Origin of the sequence: Nitrosospira sp. Nl5 (genome assembly GCF_900102495.1) — a bacterium.
Taxonomy (GTDB): Bacteria; Pseudomonadota; Gammaproteobacteria; order Burkholderiales; family Nitrosomonadaceae; genus Nitrosospira.
Map to the genome: position 1 here is coordinate 33734 of NZ_FMVQ01000009.1, position 23063 is coordinate 56796.

Below are 23063 nucleotides of genomic sequence, written 5' to 3' on the forward strand. Positions count from 1 at the left end.
GAGAGTGCTTGAAATAACTCAAAGTTCGAGCAATTATCCCGTAACATGTGCGCCCAAATGGCTGGCATTCCGGCGGGAGATTTCCCTCCGCCGGAATGATTGTAGCGGTCAAACAATTTCAGACATCGAGACAGATGGTGTTGCTGCCATCTTCCATTCGTAAGCGGCAGGCAGCAGATAGCGCAATTTCGAGTGAAGCCTGACAGTATTATAGAGCTTACGATGTATTCGGTAATATCGCGTTTCCCCTCGCTATGATTGGCATAATCACGTTGCCATACACGCTCTATTTTCAAATTCAGAAAGAAGCGCTCCATCACGGCGTTGTCCCAACAATTCCCCTTACAGCTCATGCAACAACGAATGCCGTGGCGCGTGCGCACATAAGTAATCCGATACCCACGCAAGATTCGGTGCGGCCGCCTCGAACTTTCGATCCAGCAGGTTTCCGCTACCGGCAGGTCATGTCCGCTATCGGTGGTGTGAACAAATTTGCGTTTCCAGCCGGCAATAAGGACCAATCGAGTCTGACCCTATTGATTTTTTTAAATCTGATACGTCACTTCACGGGTGGAAAAACGGGCACTGAACCATTTTTCCCACTTCGCTGCCCTCCACATCAGATCCACCCGGTATGCAGCGTTGAGATGGGACATGTATGAGTGGTAATTGGATACCCTCGTCCATAAGTCGCCTTGGTCTTTGCGAATATGCGTGCGGATGCGCCCAGGTAGGTGGTATTGAACTGCATCGGGCCGATATCGTAGGTGTCGTTCGAGTTTCGCACCCATTGTTCCGGCTTGCCCCCCTCCTTCTCTGCCACGGCCAGAAAGATGTTCGCAGACACTTCATATTTAATGGCTGCTTGAATAGAGCGGACAATGCGCTCCTTAATCTGGGGCGGCAGATCCATCTCCGAAACACAAGTCGGAAAGTGACTGCTTCGACTTGGTTCCGAAGGGCTGGCCTTTCTCTGGCGCGTCGATCTCAGCCCGGCGGATCCTGTGTTGCTGCTTGGATGCGGTAAGAACTGTGAGGGTATCACCATCCGATATTCCTACGACGTGTCCAACGAATGTCTCAGCTTGTGCAAAGGGCAGATAGAAGCTTAATAGCGCGATGATTGTGAATAGTAATGCAGAGTTAAACTGAGACATTTCGAGCGGGAATAAGATGGGGTTGACCTAGAAGCATCCAAACATACTCGCGATGCCCATGCCTCGTTTAATGCTTCCCCGCCTAGAGGTCGGTGGGAAGTCGTAGAGGGAGACTGTTGCCATCGATACTGCCGGCAACGCCTTTCTCAAAATCCGAGTAAGTTGTCCCGCTAGGCGTTTTCCACCTGTCACGTCCATTGATTGAATAACCCACCACCACCGCCGCCGCCTGGGAAGGGCTTCCAAAGAGCTGATCGCGCGCAAATTTGAGTTTTACTCCATTTTCCACCAATACCCCGGACGTTATCAGGCGAGCGCGAAGAGCACGATAGCTGCCGGAAAGACTACTTTGAACAATAGGCGCCGCTTCGGAATTCGCAAGGATCACCAAACCTTCATCTGTCCTTACCGCTGTCGCTATAATGTTGCTAACGGTTAGTTGAAACATTTGTGACCGCAGTGAGGAGTCTTGTCCCACCGTTCCTGGAGGAGGAAGGTTCCGCATCGGAAGCGGTGTTGCAACCGTTGCCATGTGTTGGGTTTCCACCGTACGAACAAGTAGGGGTTCGAGAACGCGATGACCCAACACACCTAAGAGCGTACGGACTCCATTAATGAACTCTTCCATGGCATCACGGGCCGCTCGAGGTAGGGCAGGGAGCTGAGGAGATGCTGAGTTTTCGATCGCGTGACGTCCTGCCGCATTAGCCAACCCAACCAATCGGGCCTCCAAGTAACGGACATGCCCTTTTGTCAAATTGTCGTCCTTGCTTGTAAAAATAACTAGCTCTGTCCAAAATTCTTTTCCGTTTGTGCCTTTAATGTGAGAGCTAAGACGATCAAGTACAATTTCAGCTTCACCTATATACACCGCATCCTGACCCGATTCCTCATTCTGCCCAAAGAGGAAGTAGACACCTGGGCGCTTGGCTTCGCTCCACTCTCTGAGTTCAGGAAAACGAGCTCTTGGGCAGGCGATAGCTTGGCCGGTCCAATTAGAAATTTCGCCGTGTCGGATCCCGGTCACGCTGCCGTCAGCCAGATAAATCTGAATACTCTTACCAAGCGTCACGTGGTTCACGTGGTGCTCCCTTTAGTTCGTTAGTGATTGGGCGATCAACGACGTGTATTCCGGGGGCCGCAGGCACCAGACATAAGAGTAGATTTATCGTGTGAGGAAACATGTTTCCCTTTGGCGCCCAAGAAATTGTAGCGTTAGTGCTTGAGTACAGAGCCTCTATGATAAGCGAGAAATTTCGCTTGTTCGTTATTAAAGGAACCGACATTCAGGTTTTCCCCGATGCCCCACCGAAATAAGAGATCACGGTCGAGTTTGTCTGAAATAATCAAGTGACCATCGTCTGCAAAAGAGATTTTCCCTTTGTCGAAAAGATGGTCGACGTGAGGGGCTAGTAGTAAGCCGTTACAGCCGTTTAATTTTTCATCATCGGTTGAATCTTTCCATGGCTTAATGTGGCTAGCTCTCAAGTAAGTGGGATCCGTGACGCCTGTAACACGGCAGCGGTCCTCATTTAGTCGAACATTGGCTCTGAAAACCCCTTGGCCACACCGGGATTTTATAAGCTGGTTCCTAGTCGTACTGTCAATGTTTGTCCGGCCCCTGATTCCTTGCTCCAGCTTATCCGTCGCGAGCTGGGATGAATCGGCGACATCTTGGAGTAATGGAAGGGCGCTAGCGTATTCGTTACCGATTAGCTGCATGAGAACCGTGGCCATTGGAGGGGCACCTTAGCTAAATAGACTGAGTGAAGACCGTTGCCGCTATTTTGCAAAGGGGAATATTTAGCAGGAAGATGAGGCCGTATTAGTTCGATATGTGTCTTAGGATGGATTTGGTTTGTCAATTCTTTGAATTCCACATTAACGAGCCATCCTTCTTCAGCCCAATTGATACCGGTCTTGCCGAAGCCCGGTTTGGAAGCGGTTTCGGCTGCTGCTAATGCGATCCCAACAGCTTTGATATGGGTGTTGCAAAAGGAAAAGATAATGTCGCCCGGCGCGACCTCCCTCATGTATTCATAAAATGGATTTTTTGCTCCGTCGGCCCTTGTTTTAGGTGACCAGAGAAAACCTCCTGGAACCTCCCTCTTATAGGTCTGATTTTGATTTACCCACCAATATTGCATACTAATCCTCAACAGCCGAGTTAACTCGTTCTCTCAAATAGACTCCCTAGCGATTCTGCCGCTATTTTGTGTACTTCCATATTGGACAAAAGTACGACCTAGTGGCCCCTCGAAGCTGCTCGCGAGAAAGGCAGTCTACCCCGTGAATTGAACTTGTATTGGCGCCAGGAGCTGAGTTTCCGTCAAAAAAGAATCAGATTCAGCGACGAGGAAGTGCGTGAAGTGGAGAGACCGGGCAGTTGATGAAGACGGGGCTAGCCGAAGGGCGTAGCGCGTGGAATAGGTGCCGCTATACCCATCAATTGCGCGAAGCAATCCCCTATAGCCTTCGGCTCAGTAAGGGTAGGATAGTGCTTCCTGTTAGGGGGCGGGACTGCGCCACGCAGGTCAGCAGACGGATCACGTTGTGCTCTACCCGTGGCTATGGCATAACGAAAAACTTGCCCGCAATTCTGGTGAACACGATGCGCAGTATCTATCGCGCCTCGGTCCTCAACACGACGCAACACTCCCAGCAGTTCTGGGGCAGTTATCTCGCCGATAGGACGCCTACCTATCCACGGGAATACATCAACTTCCAGCCGTCTAATCACCTTGCTCGAGTGTGTATCAGCCCAGTTAGGGGCGTGTTTCATAAACCACTCACGGACAACAATTTCAAAACTGCTTTCTGTCAGCGCCACGTTTGCCGCTTTTTGCGCCTTCTTCACTGCGCCAGGGTCTGCACCATTTGCGATCAGCTTGCGCGCAACTTCGCGCGGTCCCGCGCGTCCGACAAGGTTATGTCTGGATATACCCCCAAAGCCAAGACCTTTTCTACCCCTGCAAACCTATATTTCAAGCGGCCAGTATCTGGCGCCGTTAGGTTGCACCAGTAAATATAAACCCCCTCCGTCCGAGAGCTTCTGAGATTTGTCCGTCATTTTTGCTTTTCTCACTTGCAAGTCGGTAAGGGGCATGTTTAGGTCCTTTCAAGTTGTTTGGGGGTATTGCTTCTAGTCAATACGGCACATACCCCCAACGATACCCCCGTATGAGGGTAGATTGCAATACATTTTCTGGGACATCTTTGGACAAGAAAAAACCCGCATTGGCGCATTCATGCGGGTTTCAAGGATGGTATCGGACTTCTTTGGAGTGGTTAGTGGTGGAGACGAGGAGGATCGAACTCCCGACCTTCGCATTGCGAACGCGACGCTCTCCCAGCTGAGCTACGTCCCCGATTGTTACGCGTTATTTTATAACAAAAACGGCGGCATTATATTAAGGTTAGCCGAGAAGCGGTAATGGACCCGCAATTTCGCCAAGTATTTCAGTGAACGTCGCGGCACGAAGGAGACCCAACCCCTTCAAACCCAGTCCTTTCCGATCAGAAAATCAGTATAAAGCTTATCTTCCCTGGTTTCTGCATCAGGCTTCCAGTCATAACGCCACTTCACAACAGGCGGCAGCGACATCAGGATGGATTCGGTGCGTCCGCCCGATTGCAAGCCGAACAAGGTGCCACGATCCCATACCAGGTTGAACTCCACGTAGCGCCCGCGACGGTATGCCTGGAAATCACGCTCCCGTTCGCCATAAGGCGTATTAAGACGCCGCTCCAGAAGCGGCACATAGGCGGGCAGGAAATGGTCGCCGACGCTTTTGGTCAGGTTGAAACAGGAATCAAAATCCGGTTTGCTCAAATCGTCAAAGAAGATGCCGCCGATCCCGCGCGGCTCCTTGCGGTGCTTCAGGTAAAAATACTCATCGCACCATTTCTTGAAACGGGGGTGATAGCCGCCACCGAACGGTTGCAATGCATTTTTGCAGGTCTGGTGAAAGTGTATGGCGTCCTCTTCAAACCCGTAATAGGGGGTCAAATCCATTCCGCCGCCAAACCACCATACCGGCTCGGCACCTGCTTTATGTGCTTCCAGAAAACGTACATTCAGGTGCACCGTCGGTACATACGGGTTGCGGGGGTGCAGCACGAGCGATACGCCCATTGCCTCGAATGAGCGTCCCGATAATTCGGGCCGGGCCGCAGTGGCCGAGGCGGGCAGTCCACCGCCGAATACATGCGAGTAATTCACGCCGCCGCGCTCAAGCACACTGCCCTCTTCCATGACGCAGCTTAATCCACCGCCGCCTTCCGGGCGCTCCCATTTGTCGCGGCGAAAACGTTTGCTGTCTATCTCTTCAAGGCGCTCGACGATACGTTCCTGGAGCCCGGTGAAAAATTCTTTGACTTGTTGTGCTGTGCTCATGCGAGCTCCCGGCTTATGGAGGGTAACAGGATTATCTATCAAGCTACTTCCGGTGTTTATTGATCGCCCAATGCCCAATGTCATGTCGCATCTGGCAACCGTCGAAGTGAATCTGATCTGCGATTTCGTAGGCGCGGCGCTGGGCAAATTTAACGCCGTCCGCCAAAGCGGTTACGCATAGCACACGCCCCCCCGCTGTTACGATTTCCTCACGGTTTTCGTCATCAAGGGCGGTGCCCGCATGAAATACGTAAAAATCTTTTTCCGGCGCCGCCATGGACGGGAGTTCCGACAAGCCGTGGATCACGTCTCCCTTGCGCGGCGAATCGGGATACCCATGGGCTGCCAATACCACACCCAGGGCGGTACGGCGGTCCCATTCGGCCTCTACCTTGTCCAGGGTTCCGTTTACCGCATGTTCCATCAGTGTTACAAGATTGCTTTTGAGGCGGGCCATGATGACCTCGGTTTCTGGATCACCCATGCGGCAGTTGAACTCCAGCACCTTGATACCGCCGTCGGGCGCTATCATCAAGCCGGCGTAGAGAAAACCGGTATAGCTTTCGCCTTCTTTTTCCATGCCGTTCATCGCTGCATGGATGACTTCGCGCATTATCCTGGCGTGCAGCTTGGGCGTAATTACCGGCGCGGGGGAATATGCGCCCATTCCGCCAGTGTTAGGGCCCTGGTCGCCGTCTTTCAGGCGCTTGTGGTCCTGGCTGGTGGCAAGCGGCAAGACATGGCGGCCATCGGCCATGGCGATGAAGCTCGCTTCCTCACCTTCCAGAAACTCTTCGATCACGACCCGCGCTCCGGCATTACCCAACTGGTTTTCAACCAGCATCGCGTCCACTGCCGCATGAGCTTCCGCCAGGGTTGTCGCGACCACTACACCCTTGCCTCCAGCCAGCCCGTCGGCCTTGATGACAATCGGCGCGCCCTGCTGATCCAGGTAATGGTGGGCTTCGGCAGGGGAATCGAAGGTGGCATACGCGGCGGTGGGAATGCCATGGCGCGTCATGAAAGCCTTGGAAAAATCCTTCGACGTTTCCAGTTGCGCAGCTTGCCTGGTTGGGCCGAAAATTTTCTGGCCCGCCGCCCGGAAAGCATCCACGACGCCTCCCGCCAGAGGCGCTTCCGGCCCGACGATTGTGAACGCGATGGACTCCTTCCTGGCAAATTCCACCAGTTCCGGAATCGCCGTGATGGGAAGGTTCTCAAGACCATCTTCAAGCGAGGTGCCGGCGTTGCCGGGAGCGACAAATATGGTGATGGGGCGCATGACGCGCGACGACTGAAGGAGTTTCCACGCCAAGGCGTGTTCTCTGCCACCGCTGCCGATTACAAGTAATTTCATATCAGGGATCTGTACTCACAAAGGCGCGAATAAAATCGCGATTAATATATTGGAAAAGGATAGTTCCTGGGGCTATTCAATGCCTGAAGTGCCGCACGCCGGTCAACACCATCGCTACGCCCTGCTCATCCGCAGCGGCGATAACTTCCTGGTCGCGTACGCTGCCGCCGGGTTGAATGACCGCCTTGGCGCCGGCCCGCACGACGATATCCAGCCCATCGCGGAATGGAAAAAATGCATCCGAGGCAACCACCGAACCGGCAAGGGCAAGCCCTGCATTCTGTGCTTTGATCGATGCAATGCGGGCGCTATCCACCCGGCTCATTTGCCCTGCGCCGACACCCAGAATCTGGCCGTTTGCGCAATAAACAATGGCGTTGGATTTGACGAATTTCGCCACACGCCAGGCAAACAGCAAGTCCTGCAATTGTTGCGGCGTCGGCTGTACCTTGGTGACCACTTTCAGTTGTGCGGCAGTGACGTTGAGATTGTCCGGCGTTTGCACCAGGAGCCCGCCACCGACGCGCTTGAAGTCGAAAGCATTACCTCCCGTCTGCAACGGTAGGGTCAGCACGCGCACGCTTGTTTTCCGGGCAAGAACCTGTTTTGCTTCGTCCGTTAATTCCGGCGCGATAATCACCTCGACAAACTGTTTAATCACCGCTTCCGCCGCAGCGCCATCCAGCGCGCGATTGAAAGCAATGATGCCGCCGAAAGCAGAAGTTGGATCAGTGCCGAATGCCAGGGCGTATGCGGCGAGTGGCGTACTGGCAACGGCCACGCCGCAGGGGTTGGCATGCTTGACGATGACACAGGCAGGCAAATCAAAGGTCTTGACGCACTCCCACGCCGCGTCCGCATCGGCAATGTTGTTGTATGACAGCTCCTTGCCCTGCAGTTGGGTATAGCTGGACAGACTGCCAGGGACGGCTGCCAGTTCACGATAGAAGGATGCGCGCTGATGGGGATTTTCACCGTAACGCAAATGCTGGGCGATATCGAAAGCAAGGTTGAGACGCTCGGGAAAAGCCTGGCGCTGCCCTTCTGAATCTAGCGAGGTCAGATAATTACTGATTGCCCCATCGTAGGCGGCGGTATGCGAGAAGGCCTTGCGGGCGAGCTGGAAACGGAATTCTTGCCCCACCGCCCCGGCTGATTTCATTTCGGCCAGTAGCGGACCATAATCTTCCGGATCGGTAACAACCGCCACACTTTTATAATTCTTTGCCGCCGCTCGCACCATGGCCGGTCCGCCGATGTCGATGTTTTCGATGGCCTCTTCCAGGCTGCAATCAGAACGGGCCACCGTCTGGCTGAAGGGGTAAAGATTCACCACCACCAGGTCGATAGCGGGAATTCCCGTCTTTTGCATGGCTGCCATGTGTTCAGGCGAATCCTTTCGCGCCAGAATCCCGGCGTGAATTTTTGGATGCAGCGTTTTGACGCGCCCATCGAGCATTTCAGGAAAACCGGTGTAGTCGCCTACTTCGGTAACGGTGAGGCCGGCATCCTTTAGCAATCTGGCGGTACCGCCAGTGGAAAGAATGGCTACCCCAAGCCCGCGCAACTCGCGTGCAAATTCGACAAGGCCGGTTTTATCGGAAACACTTAGCAGGGCTTGTTTAATGGTCATTTTTATTGGAGTTGAATAACTTGGGGTGGGCCATCGCCGCCGCTTCAGCCTCTTCTGCTTGGGCTATCTGGCTACTTGGTGAATTTGGGCTTATTGGGCGGCCAGGACTATTTAATCTGATACTGCTTCAGTTTATTACGAAGCGTATTGCGATTAATGCCGAGCAACTCGGCGGCGCGTGTCTGATTGCCCTGGGCGTGGTTCATTACCAGCTCGATCAACGGCTTCTCCACGCTGCGTATTACCATATCATAAATGGGATGGGGCTTCTCACCGTCCAGATCGTTGAAATAACCTTCTACGGCTTGACGTACGCAACGGGCGATTTCGTTCTCGTTAATGATGCTCATGCGACCAACTCCTCAGGCTCAACGTAAGTCAAGCGCCGGCCGTAGCCGGCAAGCTCACTGAAAAATTCGTTAACCGCCGACAGTTGCTGGTCAGTGGTTTGCAACTGGTTCATTGCATGCCGAAACACGGCGGAGCCGACCAGCCCCTTGGTGTACCATGAGATGTGCTTGCGGGCAATACGCACGCCGGAATATTCGCCGTAGAAATCGTACAGTTCATGCAGATGCTTGATGAGAACACGGTGAATCTCGGTGACTTCCGGCAGCTGGAGATGAGCGCCGGTGGCCAGGTAATGGCTGATCTCGCGGAATATCCATGGCCGTCCCTGCGCGGCACGGCCGATCATGACGGCGTCGGCCCCGGTATAGTCGAGTACCTGCTTTACTTTTTCAGGCGTGGTGATATCACCGTTAGCGATAACCGGAATTTTTACCGCAGCCTTTACCGCTGCGATGGTGTCATATTCCGCCTGGCCGGTATAAGCGCAAGCGCGGGTCCGCCCATGAATCGCCAATGCCTGGATGCCCGCGCTTTCGGCAATATGGGCAATGGCAAGCGCATTCCGGTGCTGCGTATCCCAACCGGTGCGTATTTTCAGAGTGACGGGTACGCTTACCGCGTTTACCACTGCATCAAGTATCCTTCCCACCAGCGGTTGGTCCTGCAGCAAGGCGGAGCCCGCCATCACGTTGCAGATTTTCTTGGCCGGACAACCCATGTTGATATCAATGATCTGCGCCCCTTGCGCAACATTGTAGCAGGCAGCTTCAGCCATCATCGCCGGGTCAGCACCCGCGATCTGTACCGAAATTGGATCGACTTCCCCTTCATGGTTGGCACGGCGCCGGGTTTTTTCAGAGCCCCACAACAATGAGTTGCTTGAAACCATTTCCGACACCGCCATGCCCGCGCCCATGCTCTTGCACAACTGCCGGAAAGGACGGTCCGTTACCCCCGCCATGGGGGCAACGATAAGGTTGTTTTTGAGAATATGAGGACCGATCCGCATGATTCGCTTTGAGTGGTTAGGACTAGCGCGCCGGGGCGAAGGACAAGAACGCCTGTAATTTTATCAGGCTATTGAAATTCGCGTAGCGTTTAGAGGCATCCGCGATAGCGTATCTTTATGTTCCGGCAAAGGATAGATGTAAGATTTTACAGGTGACAGCAACGCATATTTACTGCTACACGTACCGTTGAGGGAAAATCCCTGCAAGAAAACTCTTTTGATTCGCATCCGATTTGCTTCAGGTTTAAGCAGTATTTTACCGGTCAACCTCTTGCGCCGAACATCATGCGGCGCGCGACGAAACGCTTGGCCTGCGGCAGGCAATCCAGTGCGCTTAGCCCTATGCTTCGCACGCTCCCCAACACAGGATAGTCATTGGAAAAAAGTTTTACCAGCGAATCGGTGAACAGGCGTCCCGCTCCGCTGTCCACCCGGCGCTTGTGGCGATACCTCGCGAGCATTGCTGGCGTACCTGTCTCAGTCGGGGATGCGATAATTTCCTCCGCCAGCTCCCACGCATCACGCAGCCCCAGGTTGAATCCTTGTCCCGCAACCGGATGCAAGGTTTGTGCGGCGTTACCCACTAATGCGATGCGGCAGGCTGTAATGGGGGTGGTGTATTTAAGCGCGAGCGGGAAGCCGGAACGCTTGCCGGCCTTGATGAATTTGCCGAGACGGTCGCCGAAGTGATCATGCAACCGGACAAGAAAGGCCGCGTCGTCCAAAGCAAGGATTTCCTGCGCCGCTGAAGGAGAAACAGTCCATACAAGGGCAAAATCTTCGCCGGAAGGTAATAACGCCACTGGGCCGTCTGGGGTAAAGCGCTCATAAGCCACGCCACCTCCAAGACGCTGGAATTCTTTACCCGCTGATCTGGCAGTTTTCGATGGACGCGCTACAGCGCCGCGCTTCATGGATGCTTTCTCCGATGCCGTTGATGGCATGTTCGCAGCGTGCTCACTTTTGATACGCGCAACCACCGCCCATTGCTGGTAGTCATGCACGTGCTGGGTGACTCCTTCGATTTGCGCGGTGAGACGGCCGCCATCCGCTACTACCAGCAGCTTTGCCGTTGCTTTTTTTGTTAGTTCAGCATGCTGAAATTCTATCTGCCCGATCCTTGCGCTGGTTTTCAGCCGGGTTACCTGGGCTCCGGTCAAATAGTCGGCGCCACTGTGTTGCAGCGCCTCATGCATGCACCGAAACACGTCATGGTGATTCATTACGTAGCCCAAAGCAGGCACACCCATATTGTCAGCGGTCAACACGGTTCGGCCGAAACCACCACGATTCGAGATATGAATGGTCGTAATGGGAGTAATGTCCGGCAGGGCCTTCCATACACCCAGATACTCCAGAATGATTCGGCTGCCGTGGGACAATGCCAACGGACGGGAGTCTTCCGTTTTTTCGGGCAGCCCACGCGCTTCCAGCAGCAGCACGGATGTGCCGCTGTTGCGCAATGCCAGTGCCAGCGCCATGCCTACCGGCCCACCGCCAATGATGATAATGTCGTAATCGTAAGGAGCAGTCATAATGCCTTAGCTGACGGCGCGAGGATCAAATACTTTTGCGTTTGCCTCATTTGTCGTTCGGCTTGTCAGTTTTCTCTTCAATAATTTCGGCATCCTCGATAACGGCATATTCTCCCTCCTCCGCTTCCGCGGATTTGCGCAATTTACGGCGCAGCCACCATAACCGAAACGTAAGACCAATGGCGGCAACAGCGAACAAGGCAAGAAAAGCGGTAAAGAAGAAAATGCCTAGCACCGCCATGATGATAAATAAAGGAACGAGGACAAGGTAGGTTGCCCAACGGCCAGCGGAAGAAACATGTACGAACTCTTCTTCCGGAGCGCCTGTTTCCTTATTCCGGGATATGCGTCGTATGATTATTTTTCTGTTCTCGTCCATTATCCTAAATCTTGCCGGTCTTGCATCAATTCTTCGATCTCCGCCACGGTCTTGGGAGCAGCCGACGTCAATACTTCACAGCCGGCCTCTGTTACCAGTACATCATCCTCGATGCGCACACCGATATTCCAGAAATGGCGGGGAACGTTATCCGCCGGACGGACGTAGCAACCCGGTTCCACTGTCAAAGTCATTCCGGGTTGCAGCGGACGCCATTCTCCGTCGCGCTTGTATTCGCCCGCGTCGTGCACGTCCAGCCCCAGCCAGTGGCCGGTGCGGTGCATGTAAAAACGCTTGTAGTCTTCCGATTGCATGACCGTATCTACACTGCCGTGGCACAGACCAAGATCAATAAAGCCCTGGGCCAGCACCCGCAGCGCCGCTTCATGCGGCGCATCCCAGCGATTCCCCGGCCCTACCGCGCTGATCGCCGCCGCTTGTGCGGATAGCACCAGTTGATACAAATCCCTTTGCGCCGGACTGAATTTCCCGTTCACCGGGAACGTGCGCGTAATGTCGGCAGCATAACCATCCAATTCGCAGCCGGCATCGATCAATAACAGGTCGCCGTCATTCAGCCTCGAATTGTTTTCGACATAATGCAATACGCAGGCGTTAGCGCCACCCGCGACGATGGACGTATAGGCAGGCGCTTGGGCGCCATGGCGGCGAAACTCGTGCAGCAATTCGGCTTCCACTTCATATTCATTCACGCCAGGCCGGGTCTTTTGCATTGCGCGGCGATGGGCGCCGCTTGAAATCTCTGCCGCGCGGCGCATGACTTGAAGCTCTTCCGGGCTTTTGAACAAGCGCATCTCATCCAGCAGAAGCCGGATGTCAAAAATACCGCCCGGCGCGCTGACTCCGCTGCGCGTCTGCTGGCGTATCTGGTTGATCCAGCCGGTCACCCGTATGTCCCATTCCGTGGCGTGCCCCATCGCGCAATATACAGCCGACTGGTCGGTCATCAACTCAGGCAGCATTTCGTCCAGCTTGAGAATGGAATAGGCCTCGTCAAAACCGAATGCTTCCCGCGCTGCCTCGGGGCCATAACGAAAGCCTTCCCAGATTTCCCGCTCCACGTCTTTGTCTCGGCAGAACAGGATATGTTTTGATGCACCCCCGTCCACTCCTGCCACTACCACCAGTACCGCCTCCGGCTCACCGAAGCCGGTCAGGTAATAAAAATAGCTGTCGAAGCGATAGGGATAATACGCGTCCCGATTCCGCACCCGTTCCGGTGCGGTCGGAATGATGGCAATACCCTTTTGCATCTGGGATGCCAGATGCCGGCGCCGCTCAATGAAGGATTCGATTGGGATCATGAAGGAAGATTTTTACAGTATTTGCGGCATAAAGCAAAGGCGGCACGACGTAAATATCCACTAACCATGGTCAAGTGCTGTCGCGATACTAGCGCGTAGGCGCTGTATGCGCCTCGGTGTTATTAAGGGTGGCGAGTCGAAGATCGAGTAGACGCAGGCGCTCCGGAGTGCCCACATCCATCCATACCCCCCGGTAATGGTCACCGCTAACTTTTTCTGCCGCAATTGCCTTGCGCAGCAGGGGCGCGAGCTTTGCCACCGACCCCGGCAAAACATCCTTGAAAAACTCCGGCTGGTAAACACCGATTCCGCTAAATGTAAGGCTGTTTTTTCCCGAAGGAGCAACCCTGCCGGAATCGAGCATAAAGTCTCCATCGGGATGATGGGCCGGGTTATCCACCAGCACAAGATGCGCAAGATCCTCATCCGGCTTCGCTTGCAGGCGCCCCAGCACCGGCAACAGGGTGGAAAAATCGAATTCGCAATAAATGTCGGCGTTGACTGTCAGAAACGGCTGTGACGCATGATTATTTCTCGATCCACATTCCAAAATGGGTAGGGCCTGGGCAATACCACCAGCGGTTTCCAGTGCCGCCGGTTCAGGCGAATAATCAATGTGGATACCGTAACCTTCACCATTGCCCAGCGCGGCCTCGATCATCTTCCCCAAGTGGGCGTGGTTAATGACAATTTCGACAAAGCCCGCCCGTGCAAGATTTTCCAGGTGATATTCAATCAGCGATTTGCCTCCGGCGCGCAGCAGAGGCTTGGGCAACGTGTCGGTCAACGGCCGCATGCGCTCGCCGCGCCCGGCGGCCAGGATCATGACCTTGAACGGTACCGCTTTAGAAGGTGTAGCCAATTTTCGATTCCGGCGACGTGTTTTCCAGCGCATCCAGCAGCGCCAGCAGAGGATGAAGCTCGGGGTAGCGGTCGCATGCCTTGCGCAAGTATTCCATTACCAGCGGCATATTCATGAGATAAGCCGTTTTGCCGTCGCGGTGAGACAGGCGCGCGAATATTCCCAATACTTTAATATGACGTTGTACACCCATCCATTCAAAGTCACGGTAAAAATCGGTGAAATCGGCAGCAACCGGTAGGCCAAGTTTCCGCGCTTTCTCCCAATAGCGTATGATCCAATCCAGTACACGTTCCTCGTCCCAGCGAATATAGGCGTCCTTGAACAGCGATACCAGATCGTAGGTAATAGGGCCATAAACCGCGTCTTGAAAATCGACAATTCCGGGATTGGGGGTCGTAACCATAAGATTACGCGAATGGTAGTCGCGATGCACGAACACGCCAGGTTGAGCAAGGTTGTTTTGCACAATCCGTTTGAAAACCCCGTCGAGCTCTGCTTTCTGTTTTGCATCAAGCGCGACCTGCAAATGCCTGGCCAGATACCAGTCCGGAAACAGGTTCAGCTCTCTCAGCAGCAGCGCTTCATCGTAATCCGGCAACACACCGGCTCGGCTCGGCAACTGGATGCTGAGAAGCGCCTCAATCGCGTCACGATACAAATGATCTGCCCTTCCCGGATCATCGTTCAGCGCCTGGAGATAGGTCATGTTTCCGAGATCGGAGAGCAGCAAGAAACCTTGCGCCAGATCCTGTCCCAGTACGGCAGGCACATGCGCTCCTGCCGCACCGAATAGCTCAGCGACGCGCAGGAAAGGCGTGCAATCCTCCTGCTGCGGCGGTGCATCCATTGCGATTAATGTCTTTTCGGCCCCCTCGCTGAAGGTCAGGCGAAAATAACGGCGAAAACTCGCATCGGCGGAAGCAGGTGACAATGTAAAATGCTTGCCGGGAAGCTGTGCCTGGAGCCAGCCGTTCAGAAGTTGCAAACGTTCCATGTCACTCCGCTGATTGCCTAATTGCCCGAAGTATGAGATTTTATCATGCGCGCACCACTCCTCATTCGCCTGGATGATGGAGCAGAAACCACGGAGGAAATCATGCTTAACCAAAAGGTACTAGACGAAGTCGTAACCAAGGTCAATGAATTGCTCGCGCAGAGCCCAGTTAAGGATGTGGAGAAGAATCTGCGGATTATGCTCGCTGGAATCTTTACCCGGCTTGATTTGGTTACACGCGAAGAGTTCGAAGTGCAGCAGGAGGTACTGAAACGCACACGCGAAAAATTAATTGGCTTGGAAACAAGGGTGGCGGAATTGGAAAAATCAGGGAAACTGGAAGTGTCTCCGGAGGTCCTGGATGTCCCGCCGGAGACCTTGGATGATCTATCGGAAACGGAATAGCGCGAACATTTCTGGATCGCTCCGGATAGCCGATGTCATTCTTACACCTATACAAAAAAACACTCGGCTGTCTCTGCATGTATTCGTGTTGGTTCCTTCCCGGCTGAGAAGTTTCTCGCATGCCGCTAGCTATTCTTTATAGCCGCGCCATCACGGGCATGGAATCGCCGCTGGTTACGGTGGAAGTTCATATCGCCAATGGACTGCCCAGTTTCACCATCGTCGGGTTGCCGGAAGCGGAAGTGAAGGAAAGTAAAGACCGGGTACGGGCGGCACTGCAAAACGCGCAATTTGAATTTCCCGCACGGCGTATCACCGTCAACCTCGCTCCCGCCGACTTACCCAAGGAAAGCGGGCGCTTCGATCTGCCGATCGCGCTGGGCATACTGGCGGCGACCGGCCAGATTCCCCTGGACAAGCTTGACCAATACGAATGGGCGGGCGAACTTGCCCTGACTGGAGAATTGCGCGCGATACGTGGAGCCTTGGCGATGACTTACGGCGCATCGCGCTCCGGCCGCAGTTTCGTACTGCCGCAGCAAAACGCCGCCGAAGCCGCATTGGTCAGGGAAGCGTCAGTTTATCCAGCAACCTCGTTGTTGCAGATTTGTGCACACCTTGCCGGGCGCGAGCCCTTGCAGCTCTATATCGTCAACGGCGAGACGAGCGCGGAAAGAGACACCGAAACCAGCACGCCCCATTATCCCGGCATGGAAGAAGTAAAAGGCCAGGGGCACGCCAAGCGCGCATTGGAAATCGCAGCGGCAGGAAATCATAGCGTGCTGATGGTGGGCCCGCCCGGTACGGGCAAATCGATGCTGGCGGCGCGATTTCCCGGCATTCTGCCATCCATGACGGAAGATGAGGCGCTTGAATCCGCCGCAATGCAATCCCTCAGCAGTGGAGGCTTCAACATTGCCAACTGGAAACGCCGCCCCTATCGCTCACCTCATCACACCGCCTCCGGCGTTGCGCTGGTGGGGGGCGGCAGCAATCCCCGCCCCGGCGAGATTTCGCTGGCGATGAATGGCGTCCTGTTTCTCGACGAATTACCGGAGTTTGATCGCAAGGTGCTGGAAGTCCTGCGTGAACCGCTGGAGTCGGGACGCATCACGATATCACGCGCGGCGCGCCAAGCAGACTTCCCTGCCCGGTTCCAGCTGATCGCGGCGATGAACCCCTGCCCCTGCGGCTACCTTGGACACTACAGCGGAAAATGCCATTGTACTCCGGACCAGGTGGCGCGCTATCGCGGCAAAATTTCCGGCCCCCTGCTTGATCGCATCGATATACAGATCGAGGTACCGGCCGCGCCGCAGGAAGATTTGATGCGCCAGATCCAAGGCGAATCAAGCAGCACGGTCAGGCAACGTGTCGAGACAGGCTATCAACGGCAATTGGCACGTCAGGGCAAAGCCAACTCTCTTTTAACGGTCAAGGACATCGACAAATATTGCGTGCCGGATACGTTGGGGGAAAACCTGCTGAAACAGGCTATCAGCCGCCTGAATTTTTCCGCGCGGGCTTATCATCGCGTGTTGAAATTGGCGCGCACTATCGCCGACCTGGCAGCAAGCAACGGCATAACCGCAACCCATATCGCCGAAGCGGTGCAGTACCGGAAGCTGGACAGAAATTAGCATGCAAATTTGTATGACGATTTGTAGTAAAGCCTCTCAGTTAGCACAAACCCTATCCCAATTATCAAGAGAAAGGTATGCCAAACAATAGAACTGCTGAGCAAGCTGCTGAATCATATGACGTAGTAATTGTGGGCGGCGGGATCGCCGGCTTGTATTGTTGCCACGAACTGATCAAGAAGCGTGAGTCTCTCAAAATTAACAGCATTCTCCTTCTCGAAGCTTCAGACCGTTTCGGAGGCCGCATAGAAACCTGGTCGTTGCTGAGAACTGACGAGAAGAATGGAGAAGCCATCGGCTTTGACGATACCTGGGACCCGTGCAACTGGGATTTTAGCAGCGGGCAGCCTGATCCTCTTAAACCACAGGGTGATAAGCAATCTCCCTTTAGAGTTCCCGCGGAAAACCAATCAATAACAGGAAACGAAAAAGATGCTGAAAAGCCGTCCCAAATCGAATATTTTCGTGCCGAATTCGGGCCCATGAGAATTGAGCCGCGCCATCAGCCTTTACTGCATGCGCTGCTCAACGAACTGGAAATCAGGGAACCCGTGCCGGGCGAAGAGGAAAGCCTGGACGACTTAATACCGTTCTCTTCCTATGCCTCGGAGGATCCGATGGAACCCCGATTTACCCTTCGAGAAGAGGAGGCGAAACAAAAAACGCCGTTTGACTTAATGATTCTGGCCCTCAGGCGCATCTTCGAGCTTGTCGACCTCGATAATACAGAGACACCATGGAAGACTCCTGCAGCCAATGAACAGTGGCGGAATTTAAAGGAAGAAGCATTCTTTTATCGCCATTACTGGAAAGGCGAGTTGCTCGAATGGATTCACAATATTACTGACGAAGACCTGGACGTCATCCGAAAAACCGCAAGCTTCAGAGGCCAACCGCTGTGGAACCTGGGTTTCTGGAACGTTCTCAGTGAAGTATTAAGCCATTACGCTGTGGTCAAGATAAGGGACTGGGGAAGCTACTATCACTTTGTACATGAAAATTTGAATGCTGCGGAGTGGATTATTTTTTGGCTTAGAGCAATTCGAAGCACGGGGTCACTTCGCGGCATTCGCGGAGGAATGAGCCGGATCATCTGGAAACTCCTGGAGAGGCTTTATAAAGAAAGAAAAAACAATCCTTCACTGTGTATTCGGAAAGATAGGAAGGTGCTGGATGTTCAATCGGTTGAAGGCGAAATCCGTGTCGTGGTCGAGAATGAGAAAGAAGCCATCAAGGCCGGCAGAGTGATCTTTGCTTTGCCCAAGCGCCCGCTCGAACAAATGTTCTGGAACGGAAAGCCGCCGCAAGGAAGCCTCAAAGAGGCGCTCAACGCCGTGGCGTGCCTTCCGCTGTTAAAGTGCTTCTTTGTTATCGAAAGGCCATGGTGGGAAGACAACAGGCCTCTTAACCGCTATGCCGCGGATATCCCTACACGAGAGCTGCTCTATGTAAAAAGTAATGATCGGACAAAGGGGCTGATCATGGTCTACACCGATCGTCCGGCAATTACATTCTGGTCCGATTATCTGAGGACCTTTGAGTACAATCATGATCAACCCGAGCAGGCGCTATCGGAGAATCCGCAACTTGAAAGCCAGGAAACCGCCAAAACGTGGTTGTTGAAGGTGGAAACCTCGCCGCCAAGTGCATCCCAGGAAAACCGGATTATCGTGAAAGAGCCGGGTTATCCGCGATTGTGGCAGCGTTTTGTGCAGTTTGCCCGAGACTACGAGCACCATGATTTTACCCAGGACCGTCTCCTCGCCTGCGGTATTCGGGACTGGGGCAAGAGTCCTTTTGGGGCGGCGGCTCACGGATGGCTGCCCGGTATAATGTCCTGGAAACACATTGAGTTCCTGGAGGCGTTTTCCCTGAATCAAGATGCTTCCGGAATGAAGAATATCCACGTCTGCGGCGAAGCATTTTCTGATTACCAAGGTTTCATAGAAGGTTCGCTTCGATCAGCAAGACGTGTTCTGCGTGTTATTGAAAAACAAGCGGAGTCAAACGGTTGAAGGAAATTGGAGTGCGGCTGCCTTCCCCTTATTTAATCGGAACCTTCTATCAAAACGCTTCCATCTTGAGACAACACATAGTTAATTGACATAAAATATCTGCCAGATATTTTCCTCTTCATCGAAATTCTGTATCAACGGGCTGGATAGAACCAGGACGAGCACTGCTATTCCGGCAAACCGTGAGTTGAGGCAAAACTCCGGTAGCGGCATGATAGAATCCAGCGTCCACCGAAACCCAGCCCAGCCATGAACCAACACCCCCGCGCCACCTTGCTGCACGACCTGCTTGCCCGACGCATCCTGATGCTCGACGGAGCCATGGGCACAATGATCCAGAGCCACAAGCTCAACGAAGCAGATTATCGTGGAACGCGTTTTGCCGATTTTCCGCACGATCTCAAGGGCAACAACGATCTTCTGACACTCACCCAGCCGCAGATTATCCATTCCATCCACACCGGCTATCTGGAGGCAGGTGCGGACATTATCGAAACCAATACCTTCAATTCCACCGCTGCTTCAATGGGCGATTACCACATGCAGGATCTGGTATACGAACTTAACTTTGCCGCAGCGAAACTGGCGCGGGAAGCAGCGCAAGCGATGGAAGCAAAAACTCCGGATAAGCCCCGCTTCGTCGCGGGAGTTCTTGGGCCGACCACCAAGACTGCCTCGATCTCGCCGGATGTAAATGATCCGGGGTTTCGCGGCATCACCTTTGATCAGCTGGTGGCGGATTATTCCGAATCCATTCGCGGCCTGATCGACGGTGGCGCCGATATCCTGCTGGTGGAAACCATATTCGATACGCTCAATGCAAAGGCTGCGCTGTTTGCCGTCGATCAATATTTTGAGACCCACGGTGTAAGCCTTCCACTCATGATTTCTGCGACCATTACCGACGCTTCCGGACGGACACTCTCCGGGCAGACACCGGAGGCCTTCTGGAATTCTGTCAGTAATGCGCGCCCGTTATCAGTGGGACTTAACTGCGCGTTGGGAGCGGAACTGATGCGTCCCTACATTGAAGAACTTTCCAGGGTTGCTGGCGTGTTTGTCAGCGCCCATCCCAATGCCGGCCTGCCCAACCCGCTGGCGGAAACCGGCTATGACGAGTCGCCCGAATATACGGCAAGTCTGATCAAGGGATTTGCGCAATCGGGTTTTGTCAATATCGTGGGTGGCTGCTGCGGTACCACCCCCGCGCACATCAAGGCGATCGCTGACGCGGTAAGCGATATTGCGCCTCGCATCGTTCCCGATATTCCAAAGAAGCTGCGGCTGTCGGGTCTTGAGCCTCTTAATATTGGCGATGACTCGCTCTTCGTCAACGTAGGGGAGCGAACCAATGTCACCGGCTCAAAAGCCTTCGCCCGTTTGATACTGGGCAACAATTACCCGGAGGCCCTGAGTGTTGCCCGCAGCCAGGTGGAAAATGGCGCGCAGATCATCGACATCAACATGGATGAGGCGATGCTCGATTCGCAGAAGGCGATGGTGACATTCCTGAATCTTATCGCTGCCGAACCCGATATCAGCCGTGTACCGGTCATGATAGATTCGAGCAAATGGTCGGTCATCGAGGCTGGGCTGAAATGCGTGCAAGGCAAGGCTGTGATCAACTCCATCAGCATGAAGGAGGGCAAAGCGGAGTTCATTGAACATGCGAAACTTGCCCGCCGTTATGGTGCGGCGGTAATCGTGATGGCTTTCGATGAACTGGGCCAGGCCGACACGCAGGCGCGCAAAGTGGAGATTTGCACGCATTGTTATCACGTACTTGTTAACGAAGTAGGTTTCCCGCCTGAAGACATCATTTTCGATCCAAACATTTTCGCGGTCGCCACCGGCATCGAGGAACATAATAATTACGGCGTTGATTTCATCGAGGCCACTCGCATCATCAAGCAAACTCTGCCCCATGCCAAGGTGAGCGGAGGAGTGTCGAATGTATCGTTTTCTTTTCGCGGCAACGAACCGGTCCGTGAAGCAATCCACACCGCCTTCCTTTATCACGCGATCCGGGCCGGCATGACGATGGGTATCGTCAATGCGGGACAACTGGGCGTTTATTCCGATATTCCCGAGGACCTGCTGGAACGGGTCGAGGACGTGCTGCTCAATCGTCCACCCAAAGGAGACGGAGATGCCACCGCCACCGAGCGGCTGGTGGAGTTCGCCGAGAGCTTCAAGGGGCAAAGCAAGGAGAACGTCGAAGATCTTTCATGGCGCAGCGAGCCGATCCAGCAACGCCTGACGCATGCGCTGGTCAGGGGTATCACCACCTATATCATCGAAGATACCGAAGCGGCACGGCTCGAAATAAGTAATCAGGGCGGGCGTCCGATCCAGGTGATCGAAGGCCCGCTTATGAATGGCATGAACGTGGTGGGCGATCTATTCGGCTCCGGCAAGATGTTTTTGCCCCAAGTGGTCAAGTCGGCACGGGTGATGAAGCAAGCGGTGGCGCATCTGCTGCCGTACATTGAGGCGGAAAAGAAGTTGTCGGGCGATTCCAGGCCCAAGGGCAAGATTGTCATTGCTACAGTCAAGGGCGATGTTCATGATATCGGCAAGAACATCGTTACCGTCGTACTCCAGTGCAATAATTACGCGGTAGTGAACATGGGCGTAATGGTCCCGTGCGCACAGATTCTCGACATGGCGCGGCGCGAGCAGGCGGACATGATCGGCCTGTCTGGATTGATCACGCCTTCGCTGGAGGAAATGGCGCATGTGGCGAAGGAAATGCAGCGCGAGGGTTTTACCATTCCTCTATTGATTGGCGGCGCAACCACTTCGCGCGTGCACACAGCCGTGAAGGTTGCGCCGCATTACAGCGGTGTTACCGTATGGGTGCCGGATGCGAGTCGCGCTGTGGGCGTATGCAGCAAACTGTTGTCGCAGGATTTGCGCGCGGATTACGTGCGGAATCTCCAGGAAGAGTACGAGAAAGTCCGCACCCAGCATAAAAACAAGAAAGGACCGTCGCCGATGCTGACCATTGCGGAAGCAAGAAATAACGCGTTTAAAACCGATTGGGAGAACTATAGCCCGCCGCAGCCGGATTTCGTCGGGGTAAGATCTTTAAGGAATTACCCGCTTGAAAAGATAGTACCCTATATCGACTGGACGCCATTCTTTCAGGCATGGGAATTGTCGGGACGTTATCCGGCAATTCTTGAAGACGAGGTGGTGGGCGAGGCTGCCAGTACGCTGTTCCGCGACGCCCAGGCCATGCTGAAAAAAATTGTCGAGCAGAAATGGCTCGGCGCCAATGCCGTATTCGGCCTGTTTCCCGCAAATACGGTGAATTGCGACGATATCGAAATTTATGCCGATAAAGGCCGCACCCGGCTAGCCATGACGTTCCATAATCTGCGACAGCAGACCATGAAACCAGAGGGACGCCCGAATCTATGCCTGGCCGACTTTATCGCACCCAAGGAAACGGGGCTGCGCGACACAATCGGTGCATTCGCGGTTACCGCCGGCCTCGGCATCGATGCACGAATAAGGGCTTTTGAAGAAACGCATGACGATTACAGCGCCATTATATTGAAAGCGCTTGCCGATCGCCTGGCGGAAGCTTTCGCCGAGCACATGCACTGGCGGGTACGACGTGAATTCTGGGGATTTGTGAAAGATGAGAACCTGAGTAATGAGCAGCTTGTCGCTGAAGAATACCGCGGCATCCGTCCCGCACCGGGCTACCCGGCCTGTCCCGACCACACCGAGAAGGGCCCGTTGTTTGAACTACTGAAAGCTCCGGAAAATGCCGGAATCATCGTGACTGAATCCTACGCCATGGTGCCTACCGCCGCGGTATCTGGCTTCTATTTTTCCCATCCCCAAGCTGATTATTTCGCTATAGGCAAGATAAACAAGGACCAGGTGGAAGATTATGCGAAGCGCAAAGGCTGGACGCTGGAGGAGACAGAAAAATGGCTGGCGCCAGTATTGGCATATGAACGATAGAAGATGCAGGACTAACGAAAA

At 54.0% G+C, this 23063-nt stretch carries 20 protein-coding genes, 1 tRNA gene and 2 pseudogenes; 4 read left to right on the plus strand and 19 right to left on the minus strand.

The window, feature by feature from the left end:
• Window positions 1-108: 108 nt before the first annotated feature.
• From BLP45_RS15100 to BLP45_RS09800, 18 genes and pseudogenes are all read right to left on the minus strand, one after another.
• A pseudogene (locus tag BLP45_RS15100) lies at window positions 109-515 on the minus strand (integrase core domain-containing protein); the annotation flags it as partial.
• Window positions 516-619: 104 nt separating this feature from the next.
• On the minus strand, window positions 620-847 hold the full coding sequence (locus tag BLP45_RS14965) for a lysozyme family protein (RefSeq protein WP_176754719.1): 228 nt from the start codon (window positions 845-847) through the stop codon (window positions 620-622).
• A gap of 392 nt (window positions 848-1239) precedes the next feature.
• On the minus strand, window positions 1240-2238 hold the full coding sequence (locus tag BLP45_RS09730; protein WP_218117980.1) for a GIY-YIG nuclease family protein: 999 nt from the start codon (window positions 2236-2238) through the stop codon (window positions 1240-1242).
• Between the two features lie 134 nt (window positions 2239-2372).
• On the minus strand, window positions 2373-2894 hold the full coding sequence (locus BLP45_RS15105; RefSeq protein ID WP_371128748.1) for an HNH endonuclease: 522 nt from the start codon (window positions 2892-2894) through the stop codon (window positions 2373-2375).
• The gene (locus BLP45_RS14815; protein WP_090372127.1) at window positions 2870-3304 is read right to left on the minus strand and encodes a hypothetical protein; all 435 of its coding nucleotides are present in this window, start codon (window positions 3302-3304) and stop codon (window positions 2870-2872) included. Before BLP45_RS14815 ends, BLP45_RS15105 begins: the two co-directional genes overlap by 25 nt.
• A gap of 254 nt (window positions 3305-3558) precedes the next feature.
• The gene (locus BLP45_RS14630) at window positions 3559-4014 is read right to left on the minus strand and encodes a tyrosine-type recombinase/integrase (RefSeq protein WP_371128749.1); all 456 of its coding nucleotides are present in this window, start codon (window positions 4012-4014) and stop codon (window positions 3559-3561) included.
• A gap of 26 nt (window positions 4015-4040) precedes the next feature.
• Window positions 4041-4263: pseudogene (locus BLP45_RS15110) on the minus strand (Arm DNA-binding domain-containing protein).
• Window positions 4264-4449: 186 nt separating this feature from the next.
• Window positions 4450-4525, minus strand: a tRNA-Ala gene (locus tag BLP45_RS09750).
• A 128-nt stretch (window positions 4526-4653) separates the two neighbouring features.
• Window positions 4654-5553, minus strand: a complete 900-nt coding sequence (gene hemF / locus BLP45_RS09755; protein WP_090372130.1) for an oxygen-dependent coproporphyrinogen oxidase — start codon at window positions 5551-5553, stop codon at window positions 4654-4656.
• Window positions 5554-5596: 43 nt separating this feature from the next.
• Window positions 5597-6910, minus strand: a complete 1314-nt coding sequence (gene purD, locus BLP45_RS09760; RefSeq protein WP_090372132.1) for a phosphoribosylamine--glycine ligase — start codon at window positions 6908-6910, stop codon at window positions 5597-5599.
• Window positions 6911-6986: 76 nt separating this feature from the next.
• Window positions 6987-8543: a bifunctional phosphoribosylaminoimidazolecarboxamide formyltransferase/IMP cyclohydrolase gene (gene purH, locus BLP45_RS09765; protein ID WP_090372135.1), complete on the minus strand. Its 1557-nt coding sequence runs from the start codon at window positions 8541-8543 to the stop codon at window positions 6987-6989.
• A gap of 107 nt (window positions 8544-8650) precedes the next feature.
• Window positions 8651-8893, minus strand: coding sequence for a helix-turn-helix domain-containing protein (locus tag BLP45_RS09770; RefSeq protein WP_090372137.1), 243 nt, complete (start codon window positions 8891-8893; stop codon window positions 8651-8653).
• A complete protein-coding gene (gene dusB / locus BLP45_RS09775; RefSeq protein ID WP_090372138.1) occupies window positions 8890-9903 on the minus strand; it encodes a tRNA dihydrouridine synthase DusB in 1014 nt (337 codons plus the stop codon). The genes BLP45_RS09770 and dusB overlap by 4 nt, the downstream gene beginning before the upstream one ends.
• A gap of 263 nt (window positions 9904-10166) precedes the next feature.
• Window positions 10167-11438, minus strand: coding sequence for an FAD-dependent monooxygenase (locus BLP45_RS09780; protein WP_090372140.1), 1272 nt, complete (start codon window positions 11436-11438; stop codon window positions 10167-10169).
• Between the two features lie 46 nt (window positions 11439-11484).
• Window positions 11485-11817, minus strand: coding sequence for a hypothetical protein (locus tag BLP45_RS09785; protein ID WP_090372142.1), 333 nt, complete (start codon window positions 11815-11817; stop codon window positions 11485-11487).
• The gene (gene pepP, locus BLP45_RS09790) at window positions 11817-13142 is read right to left on the minus strand and encodes a Xaa-Pro aminopeptidase (RefSeq protein WP_090372143.1); all 1326 of its coding nucleotides are present in this window, start codon (window positions 13140-13142) and stop codon (window positions 11817-11819) included. The genes BLP45_RS09785 and pepP overlap by 1 nt, the downstream gene beginning before the upstream one ends.
• A gap of 88 nt (window positions 13143-13230) precedes the next feature.
• Window positions 13231-13968, minus strand: a complete 738-nt coding sequence (gene murU, locus BLP45_RS09795; RefSeq protein ID WP_090372274.1) for an N-acetylmuramate alpha-1-phosphate uridylyltransferase MurU — start codon at window positions 13966-13968, stop codon at window positions 13231-13233.
• 19 nt (window positions 13969-13987) lie between these two features.
• Window positions 13988-15001: an aminoglycoside phosphotransferase family protein gene (locus BLP45_RS09800; protein WP_090372145.1), complete on the minus strand. Its 1014-nt coding sequence runs from the start codon at window positions 14999-15001 to the stop codon at window positions 13988-13990.
• Window positions 15002-15046: 45 nt separating this feature from the next.
• Between BLP45_RS09800 and BLP45_RS09805 the strand changes: the two genes are divergently transcribed.
• The 3 genes from BLP45_RS09805 to BLP45_RS09815 all read left to right on the plus strand — a co-directional run bounded on the left by BLP45_RS09805 (window position 15047) and on the right by BLP45_RS09815 (window position 19061).
• A complete protein-coding gene (locus BLP45_RS09805; RefSeq protein ID WP_371128750.1) occupies window positions 15047-15406 on the plus strand; it encodes an accessory factor UbiK family protein in 360 nt (119 codons plus the stop codon).
• Window positions 15407-15525: 119 nt separating this feature from the next.
• The gene (locus tag BLP45_RS09810; protein WP_090372147.1) at window positions 15526-17046 is read left to right on the plus strand and encodes a YifB family Mg chelatase-like AAA ATPase; all 1521 of its coding nucleotides are present in this window, start codon (window positions 15526-15528) and stop codon (window positions 17044-17046) included.
• A 77-nt stretch (window positions 17047-17123) separates the two neighbouring features.
• Window positions 17124-19061, plus strand: coding sequence for a flavin monoamine oxidase family protein (locus BLP45_RS09815; protein ID WP_090372149.1), 1938 nt, complete (start codon window positions 17124-17126; stop codon window positions 19059-19061).
• An 81-nt stretch (window positions 19062-19142) separates the two neighbouring features.
• On the opposite strand, the gene BLP45_RS14970 is transcribed toward BLP45_RS09815, so the two are convergent.
• Window positions 19143-19274, minus strand: coding sequence for a hypothetical protein (locus tag BLP45_RS14970; protein WP_256327773.1), 132 nt, complete (start codon window positions 19272-19274; stop codon window positions 19143-19145).
• 36 nt (window positions 19275-19310) lie between these two features.
• Between BLP45_RS14970 and metH the strand changes: the two genes are divergently transcribed.
• Window positions 19311-23042, plus strand: a complete 3732-nt coding sequence (gene metH / locus BLP45_RS09820; RefSeq protein WP_090372151.1) for a methionine synthase — start codon at window positions 19311-19313, stop codon at window positions 23040-23042.
• The last annotated feature ends 21 nt before the right edge of the window (window positions 23043-23063 follow it).